Source organism: Acetobacter estunensis, from assembly GCF_019083805.1.
In the GTDB taxonomy this organism is placed as follows: domain Bacteria; phylum Pseudomonadota; class Alphaproteobacteria; order Acetobacterales; family Acetobacteraceae; genus Acetobacter; species Acetobacter estunensis_A.
This window is the reverse complement of sequence record NZ_JAHRDV010000001.1, coordinates 488,976-501,040: the sequence shown is the minus strand read 5'-3', so window position 1 is coordinate 501,040 and position 12,065 is coordinate 488,976. Positions and strand designations below refer to the sequence as shown.

General features: G+C 59.4%; 12 protein-coding genes. All 12 read left to right on the top strand.

All coding sequences use genetic code 11. From position 1 onward, the window contains the following. A complete protein-coding gene (locus KUA11_RS02505) occupies positions 1–1,299 on the top strand; it encodes a DNA circularization protein (protein ID WP_217408702.1) in 1,299 nt (432 codons plus the stop codon). Beyond that, positions 1,296–2,435 carry a phage baseplate assembly protein gene (locus KUA11_RS02500; RefSeq protein WP_217408703.1) on the top strand — a complete coding sequence of 380 codons (1,140 nt, stop codon included), beginning with the start codon at positions 1,296–1,298 and terminating at the stop codon, positions 2,433–2,435. The genes KUA11_RS02505 and KUA11_RS02500 overlap by 4 nt, the downstream gene beginning before the upstream one ends. Before the next feature lie 6 nt (positions 2,436–2,441). Then, positions 2,442–2,954, top strand: coding sequence for a phage baseplate assembly protein (locus KUA11_RS02495; protein ID WP_217408704.1), 513 nt, complete (start codon positions 2,442–2,444; stop codon positions 2,952–2,954). Positions 2,955–2,960: 6 nt separating this feature from the next. Further along, positions 2,961–3,458: a phage GP46 family protein gene (locus KUA11_RS02490; RefSeq protein ID WP_217408705.1), complete on the top strand. Its 498-nt coding sequence runs from the start codon at positions 2,961–2,963 to the stop codon at positions 3,456–3,458. Then, the gene (locus tag KUA11_RS02485; RefSeq protein WP_217408706.1) at positions 3,458–4,570 is read left to right on the top strand and encodes a baseplate J/gp47 family protein; all 1,113 of its coding nucleotides are present in this window, start codon (positions 3,458–3,460) and stop codon (positions 4,568–4,570) included. The genes KUA11_RS02490 and KUA11_RS02485 overlap by 1 nt, the downstream gene beginning before the upstream one ends. Beyond that, complete coding sequence (locus tag KUA11_RS02480; protein ID WP_217408707.1) at positions 4,567–5,160, top strand: YmfQ family protein; 594 nt, start codon at positions 4,567–4,569, stop codon at positions 5,158–5,160. Before KUA11_RS02485 ends, KUA11_RS02480 begins: the two co-directional genes overlap by 4 nt. A gap of 3 nt (positions 5,161–5,163) precedes the next feature. Then, entirely contained in the window at positions 5,164–6,060 is an 897-nt protein-coding gene (locus KUA11_RS02475) for a hypothetical protein (RefSeq protein ID WP_217408708.1), read from the top strand. A gap of 7 nt (positions 6,061–6,067) precedes the next feature. Then, the gene (locus KUA11_RS02470; protein WP_217408709.1) at positions 6,068–6,265 is read left to right on the top strand and encodes a hypothetical protein; all 198 of its coding nucleotides are present in this window, start codon (positions 6,068–6,070) and stop codon (positions 6,263–6,265) included. A 68-nt stretch (positions 6,266–6,333) separates the two neighbouring features. Further along, a complete protein-coding gene (locus KUA11_RS02465; protein ID WP_217408710.1) occupies positions 6,334–6,603 on the top strand; it encodes a hypothetical protein in 270 nt (89 codons plus the stop codon). After that, on the top strand, positions 6,600–7,232 hold the full coding sequence (locus KUA11_RS02460; RefSeq protein ID WP_217408711.1) for a glycosyl hydrolase 108 family protein: 633 nt from the start codon (positions 6,600–6,602) through the stop codon (positions 7,230–7,232). Before KUA11_RS02465 ends, KUA11_RS02460 begins: the two co-directional genes overlap by 4 nt. Beyond that, entirely contained in the window at positions 7,219–7,842 is a 624-nt protein-coding gene (locus KUA11_RS02455; protein ID WP_217408712.1) for a phage fiber-tail adaptor protein, read from the top strand. The genes KUA11_RS02460 and KUA11_RS02455 overlap by 14 nt, the downstream gene beginning before the upstream one ends. Next, complete coding sequence (locus KUA11_RS02450; RefSeq protein WP_217408713.1) at positions 7,842–11,651, top strand: hypothetical protein; 3,810 nt, start codon at positions 7,842–7,844, stop codon at positions 11,649–11,651. The genes KUA11_RS02455 and KUA11_RS02450 overlap by 1 nt, the downstream gene beginning before the upstream one ends. Positions 11,652–12,065 lie beyond the last annotated feature (414 nt).

Sequence of the window (12,065 nt, the reverse complement as noted above, 5' to 3'; positions counted from 1 at the left end):
ATGAGCGGAACGCTGATTACAACGGCTGCGGAATATCTGCAGTGCTCCTTTCGGGGCGTTCCGTTCGTGGTGGTCGGAAGTGGTGGCACCAATGGGCGCAAACAGGCTGCCCATGATTATCCAGGTAAGGACGGCGTCTGGGTCGAAGATCTGGGCCGCGCGGCACGTTCATGGCGCATTCGCGGCTTTACAATCGGAGCCCTGGCCTACACTCAGCGAGATCTGCTTTCCCAAGCTGCAGAGCAAGCGGGATCAGGGCTGCTGATGCATCCAAGCATCGGTCTGGTCGAAGCCTACTGCATGCAATTCGAATGGCAGGAGCCGGATGGACGCGGAAATATCGTCTCCGTCGAATTTCTGTTTGTCGAAGATGTGGATCTGCTTTCCACACTGATTGTCACGGCTCTGCATGCTGCGGTGGCGGCATCCGCCATCGCGCTGAGCGCCGCGTCGAGTTCGAGTTACCAATCCCGCACGGCGTCTGCCTTTGACCAGGGCTCGTCCGTCGAAAACGCGGCGCGCTCGACAGCCTCTTCATGGGCTGCTGGCGCCGTAACCGCTATGCGGTCTCCCCGCGCCCAGACTGCCGCCATCTCCGTTCTGGACGGCTCGTATGGACGGTTTGTCGGCGGAAATGGTGCCGAGACCGATAGTTCCGCAACGGTCGAAAGCGTCCTTGCGAGCCTGACAACTGGACGGGCAGCGGTTTCCTCGGCTGTGGCCAGCTTCTCTGCTTTAACTGGCGCGTCGGATATCGCGACAGCCGCCCAGACGCTCACCGAAACGCTGCGAAGCAATATCTCGGATCCGGGAACGCAGATTGCTCTTCTGTGGCCTCTGGCATCTTGTGAACCAGAGATTGTTCCGTCCGAGGCGCCCATTGGCGCTGCCATTGCAACAGTTCAGACCGAGACCGCAGCCCTTTGCCGGCGTGCGGCTCTGGCTTCCATTGCTGAAGCCTCCTCGGAGTGGAGTGCATCGTCTTCGACAGAGGCGCAGACAATGGCAGCCCGTATCGTCGCTCTGATCGCGGCCGAAGAGGAGATTGCGGGGGATGCGGGAGATGATGCCAGTTACGAGGCTCTCCACGATCTGCGTTGTCAGGTGGCGCAGGATCTCACGGATCGGGCAGCGCGACTGCCTGACGTCATCACAGTGACGCGCAATGCCTGCCTCCCCGCCCTCGTTCTTGGGCAGCAGCTCTACGCCGATGCTACGCGCGCCGACGAATTGATCCAGTGGGCCGATCCTGTCCATCCGGCGTTCATGCCCACTGAATTCGAAGCGCTTTCAGCATGAGTGGCGTCATTTCCCAGATCGCCTCCATTCTGGGCTACGGGGTGCAAAGTGCCGCGCAGGTTGTGGCCGTGATTGGCAGCCAGATTGTTACCGGCTGGACAGAGGCCACAATCCGAGTGGGCGTGGAGATCATGCCGTGGACAGCCGATCTCGGGATTACGTATCGGCAGCCACAGGGTGGCCTGCCGCTCAAAGTGAATGAGGGAGACACGGCACAGATCTATATCGGCACGACACCGTTGATCACCGGCTATGTCGTTGGTGTGGTGGACAGCAAAGGGCCGGACAGTCACGAGGTCCGCCTGCAGATCGCCAGCAAAAGCATGGATCTGGTCGATTGCTCGGCTGAGTTCTCGACCTATCAGATGAACAGCACGAACGCGCTGGCAGTTGCCCAGCGGGTGGCTGCTTTTGCCGGGATTAACGTCATTGCCGTAGGCGACGCAGGTAATACCGATATCCAGCAGTTCTCCGTTATCCTGACGGAAACCGCCTACGAAGTGATCGAACGGCTCGCGCGGCTGGCGGGCGTGCTTTTCTACGATCGACCAGATGGAAATGTGACGATGTCTCGCGTTGGATCGACGCGTATGGCGTCCGGTTTCGTGATGGGTGGGAATGTTGAGCACTGCACTCGGGCGCGCTCAATGGCGGGACGATACTCCACGATCACGGCCGTGCTTCAGAACACCGTCATGCTATTCACCAGTCCGAACGAGGCCGATTACGTTGGGCAGATGGAGGCGATTTCCAGTCCAGCCAAGGCAACGGATGTGACGATCACCCGCAACCGACCGCTCCTGATTCCGGTCGAGTTGGGAGACGCCAACGCCGCGGTGGCTCAACAGCGGGTTCTCTGGGAGGCGGCACGTCGCTGGGGGCGTAGCAGGCCCATTACCGTGACCTGCGATAGCTGGGTGGACAGCGAGGGCAAGATCTGGTGCCCGAACACGCTCGCACCCTTCACCGATGAGGCTGGCTCATCGATCGATTATGTGATCGGCGAAATTACCTTCCGTAAAGGCTCCGAGGGGACACGTGCCGACGTGGTGCTCATGCCGCCAGCTGCCTTCCAGCCGGAACCTATTCTCTTGCCGGCACAATCGAATGAGGCCGTGCAGGCCATTAACAGCTGAGGCGACATGGCCACTCCTTTCTCGCGGCTCGCACGTCGGGTCGCCATGGCCTTCGGTCTTGCGCGCCAGACTGCCGACACAGACGAAACAAAAGCCACGCCGACGCTGCAGGTCGCGTTGCCGGGCGGAGAGATACGCTCAGACGTGCCGCTGATGCAGCTCTACGGGTTTGCCAGCCGGCCGGTGCCGGGTAGCGACATCGTAGTGGCGTTTCTCTCCGGCGACCGAACCCGCGGCGTCGCCGTCGCGGCCGGAGACCAAAGAGGACGGCCCACGGATCTCCAGCCGGGAGAGGTGACTGTTTATCATCCCCGCACTGGAAGCCGCATCGATCTTAAGGCGGACGGATCCGTTGCGATTTCGCCCGCCAACAAAAAGCTCACGATCGCTGCCGACATCGCAGTCTCGGGAAAGATCACCGCAACCGGTGATGTCGTCGCCAATGGCGTATCGCTCGACACCCACAAACATAGCGGCGTGAAAAGCGGATCCGACACGTCCGGCGCACCCGTTTCCTGAGGTACCATGGATATCGCAATCGTCTGGAACGTCGCGCAGGCTCGCGGCGATTGGCCCATCGTGAGCGGCGATCTGGGGCTGGATAATCCGTTGCGCTCAGCCGTGATGGTCAGCCTTTTCACTGATCGGGTGGCGCCGGACCAGCCATCGGCACAGGACGCCGCCGTCGGCATCCAGGCGCCCGGCAACGCGGCGACAAGTGCGATGTCCGATCGCCGGGGTTGGTGGGGGGATGCTTACGCTGACCGTCCGATTGGGTCACGTTTGTGGCAGTTGCGACGGGCCATCAAGGCTGGCGAGACGGCCGTGCTCCTCGAGCTCGAGCAGATCGTGCGTGAATCGCTCCAGTGGCTCATCGATGACGGGATCGTGGACACCATCACTGTGACGACGGCCTGGAGCGCGACAAGTGCATCAACGGCCGAGTTTGCCGTGTCTCTGCTGGAGCCCGGAGCGGCCCAGCCTCAGACCTTTCTTTTCTCATGGGCATGGGAGGGCCTGTAATGGCCTACGCACGACCGACGCTGACCGAATTGCGCCAACAAGCGCTGCAGGATGTCCAGAATGGCGGCATTCCAGGCGTGACGAAACTGCTGCGCTTCTCCGTGCTCTACGTTCTGTCCATGGTGCTCGCAGGCCTCACCCACCTGACCTACGGTTACCTCGACTGGATCGCGAAACAGGCGGTCCCGTGGACAGCCACCGACGAATGGCTGGAAGCCTGGGGCGCTCTGAAGAGTGTCTATCGCAAAGCCGCGACCACATCTTCGGGACAGATCGCGTTTCCGGTCTCAGGAAATGCGGACATTCCTGTGGGCACGGAGATCGTCGCCGATGGCGTCGCAGTCGTGACGACCTCTGACAGCGTGATCTCGAATGGTATTGCGACCGTCAGCTGCGCTGCCCAGAGCGCTGGGGCGAATGGCAATATTGCGGCAGGAGCTATCGCCACGCTATCCAGTCCTGTGCCGGGCGTGCAGACCTCTGGAACGGTCACTGTCGCCTTTACGGGCGGGGCTGACGAAGAGGCGGACGAGGATCTGCGGACGCGTATCATGGCGGCCTACGCCAAAGGCGGTGAGAGCGGCGATGAGGCCGATTACATCGGCTGGGCTGAAGACGTGGCCGGCGTTACCCGCGCCTGGGTCAACCCGTTAGGCGCAGGCGCCGGATCCGTTGTTGTCTACGTCATGTTCGATACGGTTCGGGCAGCAGATGGTGGTTTCCCCCAGGGAGCAGACGGAGCCGCGACGGCCGAGATGCGCTACACCACTGCGGCTGGCGATCAGTTGCTTGTGGCCAATGCCCTCTATGACGTGCGCCCCGTAACAGCCCTGGTCGTTGTGTGTTCGCCAATTGCCCAGCCCGTCAGTTTTGTGATTGCCGATCTGGGAGATGACAACACGTCTGACAATCAGGCGGCCATCACTGACGCTCTGACCGATATGTTCCGCCGCCTTTCGGCGCCAGGCGGCACGATCCACCCAAATTACTGGAACGAGGCACTGGCGGCGATCGGGTTGTCCACCTTCAACGTCACCAGCCCTTCCGCGCCAGTGGTCGCCGATAATGTCGGATCAATGCCTATTCTCGGCACGGTGAGTTTTTCCGCATGAGCCTGCCATCATTCTCAGCGGACGCTTTTCGTCGTGCGCTTCTGACGCTGTTGCCGAGAGGGCGGGTATGGTCCCGCGAGCCGGACGGGATACCGTCCCAGATCGCCTCGGTCTGGGCGCCCACCTATGAGCGGCAGAGCGATCGCGCAGCCAATCTTCTCGTCGATGCCTTCCCGGCCACCACGACGGAACTGCTGACCGAATGGCAGGAAACTCTGGGGCTTCCGGATCCCTGTGCGGGTGACAACCCCACGCTGGCCCAGCAGCGCCTGCAGATCGTGTCACGTCTGACGAATACGGGAGGCTGCTCGATCCCCTACTTTGTCGCATTTGCGGCGTCGCTGGGATACGCGATCACCATTACGGAGTTCACGCCGTCTCGCTTCGGGAACAAGTTCGGCATGACCTTTGGAGGTGATGACCTAGCCTACACCTGGCAGGTCAATGTTCCGAACTTTTCAATCACACGCCTGACGTTTGGCGACCAGTTCGGAAAGCCATTCGCCTCGTGGGGTGACACGGTCCTCCAATGCGAACTCACGCGCGTCAAGCCCGCGCATACCGTCCTTCTTTTCAATTACGAGAGCTGACCCATGGATCTTTTGATAGCATCCAATTCAGTTGCCATTGCAGACCGCGATACCGCGCCTGCGTCGGGGACGGCGCAATGGGCGACCGATGGCAATGCTGCTGCCGGCGTCGGTGCCACCACTTTCCCTGCGTACCACTACAACATGGTCATGGGAGAATTGTATAATCTGGTTGAAAAATCCGGCATTACGCCGTCAGCAGGCGACTGGACACAGGTTGCTCAGGCCGTACAGTCCTTGGTGAAAGCTGCACCGGGACGGCTGCTGAATGTCCAGACTTTCACCTCATCGGGCACGTACACGCCGACCGCTGGCACCAATACCATCATCGTTGAAGTCCAGGGCGGCGGTGGTTCGGGTTATGGTTGCACCGGGCAGGCCGGGACAGGAACATGCTCGGTTGGATCAGGCGGAAACGCAGGAAGCTATCTGAAGGGCAAGATTACATCCCCCGTTTCCTGCGAGGTAACGATCGGAGCCCAAACCGGGAATGGCTATAACGGGACAAGTATAGTCGGTAATTCTTCGTCGTTCGGTTCCTATATTACCTGTCCAGGCGGTGCGGCGGGAACCGGCTTAAATCAGGTGAGCGCCCCGTCTGCCACGGGAGGTCACTCCTATCTGGCACCAACATATTCTGCATCGGTCGTGCCGCTCGAAATTATCAGGGATTTCACCGGAGGTGAGGGTGTCGCGTTGTCACAGACAATTGGCTTTGGGGCGAACGGCGGTAACTCACGGTTTGGCGCGGGCGGTGGAAACGGCGCGCCAAACGTGAATGGTGATGATGGCACCGGATACGGATCCGGCGGCAGCGGCACCTATTCACCCGAAGGTGGCGAAGCCTTGACCGGTGGAAAAGGGGCGCCTGGCCTCGTCATTGTTTACGAATACTCGTGAGGACGTCATGACCGCATCCATTTCCACATACGCTGTCTATCGAACTGTGGCGGCAGATTCCGAAGCGGTTGGGTCTGTTGTGAATCGCATCAACTGGGATGGATCATCGCCCTACTCTCCGGGAGATGGTCTTGCCCTCATTGCCGATCCAGACGGAAAATATCCGATAGGGAGTATCTATTCTCCGCCTGCTGCGAGCAGCTGATCTTCCGTTCTTCAGCACCACCTTCCCTGCCCCGCCGCGTGCGGGGTTTTTCGTATCTGGAACACTGAATGCCTGAGACCAACACAGTCGTCACCCGGCCCGAATTCGATGCGCTGCGTGGCGACGTCAAGCGCGTTGAGGCCGATGTGGTGGAAATCCGAACATTGCAGAGCGTCCAGCAGACCTCCCTCACTGGAATTGAGAAAACGCAGGACGCTATCCTCAACAAGCTGAATGCGCTGGGCAGTCGTCGCGAGATGATCATTGCCGGCGCATCGGGTCTTGGCGGCGGGATCGCCGCCGGCGTCGTGTACGTATTGCACTGGATGATGCCATGACCGCCGCAAACTGGAACGCTTGCGCCGCATTCACCGTGAATGAGGAACGCGGATATCAGGCCAACCCAAACGATCCCGGCAACTGGGCCAATGGCCAGTTGATCGGCACCAATATGGGAATCACCCCCTGGATGCTGGCACGCTGGCTGGGTCGCGACGTGACCGTCGATGACATGCTCCATCTGGCACGCCAGACAACTTTTGCCATCTACCGCGCCAAATACTGGGACGTTGTGGGAGGTGACGGCCTGAACCCGGGCCTTGATCTGATGGGGTTTGATCATGGAATACTGGTCGGTGCCGAGCGCTCTCGCGAAACGCTTGCTTCTGCTCAGGCAGTTGGCGTGGGCCTTAAAGCGACGCGACTTACAAAAGCGCGTGCGGAAATCCTCCAGGGGATACTCGGCGTCAGGGTCGACGGAATCATCGGCCCCCTCACGAAAGCCGTCCTGAACGTCAGCCTCGTGGGGCAGGCTTCTGCCGCCATTCTCTATGTGGCGGATCTGCAGGAAGTCTATTACCGAAGCTGCGGCGCCTTCCCCACATTCGGAATAGGCTGGCTCAACAGGCTGGATCGTCGGACGAAGACCGCGATTGGCATGATGGAGGCGGCTCATGTCTCTTCCTGACGGCCTGTCGCCGTGGCCTGGGCGAATGGTCACCATTGATCCGCTGGAAGCATCCAGGCGTCCTCCCCGCATAGGAGAGCGCGGCCTGTGGATTGGGCCGCTGATCGACCATGAACCGGATGGACCGGTCTGGCCGGAGAAAAGCTCAGCGGCTCAGCTGGACTACACTCTGAACCTTCGTCTTTGGTTATTGGGAACAGGCGATCAGCTGAAATCCGCAGTTGCTTCTTTCCCGGACGCTCAGGGGTATTCGTATGACCTCACCTCTCTCTGGGCCAAAGTCTATCAGGGGACGCAGGTCGTCCTGATGCTGGCATCAGGGAGTCCGGGCTACCGGCAACGTGTTCTGGTCACTGTGACGACGCTCCAAGGCCGCACAGAGAGTTTTGTGGTGTGGATCCGCATCGGCGACGCGGGTGCCGCCACGGATCCGCCGACCAACGCCATTCCTTCTGACTGGACCCTCAATAACGGGGTCTTCCAGGTGGGCGCCACCAGTCTTCCCTACGGCACGGGCAGCAACGGCGGCATCGCCTACACCACCAATCCCGATAATCCGCCCGCCGGCTCAAAGAGCAACGGTGGGATCCTTATTTCAGCGAGCGCGTAATGTCTGGAACCACATCTTCGACGAACAAGATGCGTACCTGCACGCCTTCTTTCGAAAGCGTGGACGCCGCTACCGGCACGATCGACCAGCTGTCCATTCTGGGCGCCGACGGCAAAGAACTCGACGTTCTGCAGGGACTGCAGGACGCGTCTAAATCCGGCGCATGGAACCCGCGCGGTGCATGGGCCGCGAACACGGCCTACGCTGTCGGCGACTACGTGACCTATGAGGGCACCGGGTATGTCGTGGCCACGGCGTTTATGTCCGGTGCTACGTTCGACGCGACCAATCTGACGCTGGCTCTGCCCGCAGCCGATCCCGGAACTCCGGGAAAGGATGGCCTATCTGTTGGCGCGATTTCTGTGACTCAGGGTGCTGTTGTCGCTGGCCAGCCTAGCACTGTGACGGCTACCCCGTCCTTGTCTGACGGGACCGCGCTGGCCCCATTCACGTTTCAGGCTCCCCCGGGCGCGGTTGGAGCGGGTGGCTCAGGCGGATCGTCGGAAATTACGCACGGCATGGTTATTCAGCCGACACTCACAACAACGGATTTGGGGCTGACGGCACCGATTGCGGAACAGGAAATCGGTGCGTTTTCTGTCCCCGAGAACAATGGCGGCTCGAATCAAATCGTTGTTGACCCCCGCACATTACTTCAGGAGTGGATCGGCGTTGGCTGCGCTATCACGGACAGTGTGGCCTATAATCTGCTCACGTATTTTCCCAACAAGTCCGACCGCCTCGCGCTCTATGACAAAATTTGGGGCGCTGGCGGACAGAATACGATGCGGACGGAGATTGGTCCGTGCGATTACCGCGCTGTTGATTGGCCTCCCTATATCGCAGACGACGTAACCGACGACTGGACATGCAGCACGTTTGCTCTCGGTCGTGATGAACTGTTTAAATTGAAAGTAATTCGTGAGGTTTTTGAAGTAAATCCGAACGTAAAAGTCATCGGCTCCGCATGGACTCCGCCTTTGATGTTTAAGACGTCCTACTCCGGAAAAGGGCCGTCATGGGACGCCGGTTCTCTGATTGGGACCTCTCAGGTTTACGCGGCCTACGCCCTCTATATCTCCAAATTCTGCCTTGCCTATCAGGCGCACGGTGTCCCGATCTGGGCCGTCACAATGGGCAACGAGAATAATTTTGGCAGCGGTAGTTGGCCGTCCACTTACCTGTCTGCTGCAAATCTTGCTGCGTTTGCTCCCATCCTTGGCGCTCAGCTTCTCGCATCCGGTCTCGATACGCGTGTTATGGGAGGAGACGTTTCGTGGGGCTATGCACTGGATGGCTCCAAACAGAACCGGTTCACACAGACGCTGCTGAACAGCGCTGCGTGGGTGCAGGACTACGCATTTCACAACTATGAGGGGAGCGTTTCTGAGCAGATCGGCCTACTGGCCGGATATACGGACAAACCAGTCCGCGCCCATATGACGGAATACTGCGCGGACAAACGCTACACGGCTGTGCTGCGCGCGCAGATGATGATCCCTGAGATGTTCATCGGCAACGCATGGGCTTGGGGTTGCAGCATCACGCTGTGGAACATGCTGCTTGATGATATCGGCGGCCCGTGGCAGGCGAGCCTGACGAAGGGGAACACATTTGACGGTGTGCTGAACTTCAACCGGTCCACATTGGCCGTCACCGAAACTCCGGAATACTATTACCTCACGCACATCGCGGAGAAATTTCCGCCGGGGACACGGATCATCAAATCAACCTGCCCCGGCTACGGCATCAATTACGCGGGAATCCAGAATATCTGCGGGATGCGCCCTGATGGGTCGATTGTTGTTGCCCTATTCAATAATCAGACGGTGTCGGATACAGCTGTAGTGCGTGACGGTATTACCGGGACGGCCCGTCAGGTATCGCTCGCGCCCTACGAGTTCGGAACGCTGGAGTGGTCTGCGGCTGACATCGTGACGACGCCGGGCACATTCACGACGCCGAGCACGCTGACCAATCTGGCTGCTGTCTCAACGAACGGAAATCCTGTTTTCTCATGGGTGCTCCCCTCGACCGCGACCAGCGATATTGCTGGCATCCGCGTCACGGGCGGCACATCAGCGTCAGATACGTCGTTCTCTGCCGTGATCCCCGGAAATGCGACCAGCTACATCCCCGAGGGTTTCAGTGTCGGAGAGACGGTGTATCTCACGTTCACGCCGTTCAGTGTCGGTGGTGATGGACCGACCTCTGCGCAGGTCTCCGTTGTTGTCACCGAGCCTGCTGCCGACGCCCCCACAGTCTCGGCGGTCGCAACAGTCGGTGGCGCGTCGATCACGGTGACGCCGTCGAGCGCTGGAACAGCCGCTGCGTCGTTCGACGTTTACGCCGGAGCAACAGCGGCTACGATGACAAAAATCGGCGACGTGGCTGCGAACGGGACATCCGCTGTGACCTACGCTGCAACGGGGCTGACTGCTGGCACGCTCTATTATATCGCCGCCACCCCCATCGATGCGGACGGCACATCGGGGGCGCAGTCTGATCCGGTCACAGTGACGCCACTCTCCAGCACAGTCCCAGATGCCCCGTCGATCTCACTCACGCCGGGAGACGCGCAGGTAACGATTGATATCACGCCGCCAGCAAATAATGGCGGTCAGACGGTCACGTCCTATACGATCTATTCCGGCACAAGCGCATCGGCGTTGTCGAAAGTTGGCACTGTGGCGGCCAACGGTTCATCAGCGGTGTCCTATGTGCAGTCGCCGGAGCCGAATGGAACGCTGGTCTATTTCGCGGCAACGGCAACGAACAGCGTTGGTGAGGGCGCGCAGTGTTCCCCTGCGAGCACCACACCAGCCGCGTCCGCTACAGTGTCGTCCGCACCGACGTTCACGCTGACGGCGGGCGACGGACAGATCACTGTCTCTGTCGTGGCTCCCTCCAATAACGGCGGGGCCACGATCACGGGATACCCGATTGTAGTCAACGATGCGTCCAGCCCCGTGACGACACTGACGGCACCGGGGAACTATGTGATCACCGGATTGACCAACGGAACGGCCACGACTGTCAAAGTCGGCGCGACCAACAGTGTCGGCACCACCTATGCGACAGACGCGAGCGCCACACCAGAGGCAGCGTCCACTCTGCACGAAATGGAAATCGAAGGCGGCTCCGGGTCGGCGTGGACAAATGCCCCAGCACCGTTGGGGATCACCAACGCTGTTGAGATTCGTGTTGATATGGATGTTCCGACGCTGACCTACACAGACTCCTCTACGTCGAACAACGTGATCCTGTTCGGCTGCAATTCGGGCGGCAATTCGAACGGCGCTAATTCCATGACCACCAAAGCGGGCGCATCACTGGTTTGGGGGCAAGGCGGCGCATTCGGGTTTGCGTGGGGAAATGGTGCGGCACAATCGTGCTGGATGGCGGCGAAAAGCTTGTCGGATACCGCGATTATCGGCGGACGGTTTGTTGGCGGGGGGCTGCTGAACCTCTCAGGTGCAGCGATCACTACGACAGGCGGTCTATCCTGCGCGACGGGCGGTGCCAGTTTCTTCTACAACAACGGGACAACTGACGTTCTGATCAATTTCGTCTCGACGACGATAACCACAATCTCCGACGTGGCGGCGTCCAATGCCATCGCCGCCGGGACGAACGGCAGCGCCAATACTGGGGCAAAAATGCGGTCTGGGAAGCTCTTCGACGGCACAGGCAAGGAACTCTGCGGTGTCGATTTCACGACCGCTACGTCCGCTGGGCAGACCACGTTTGCAGACGAGGTGTTGTCTGGCACGACTTGGACGATTGCCTCTCCGAACGTGATCATTTGATGGGACGGGCTTCGGCCCTCATCGCGCAGCGTCTTGGAGTTGACCGGAACAGTGATTGTTCCCGTCAAAAACAGATGCGCGACAGGACATAGTCCCTCTTGGCTAGGTGGCTGCTGCTGTCTTACGATTGGCTAAGAGCGCGCTATTCCTCAACCATGGGAAATAATGCGTTCTTAGCCTTCATACGCTTGATGTTGTGAAGGGTCGTTCTAGTGTAATATGAGGTTGAAACTTATGACTAACATAACACCTGCAATATTCTCCATAAAGAGCATTCACGAAAAAAAAGGAGACGGAAATACATGCTCGAGGTGCTTTTCTGTTAAAGTGACCTTTACCGTGCATAAAGATTATAATTTTGACTTGGATTTAAATGTTACTGCCGATAATTACGCTTGCGTTCCTAGTGCTGTT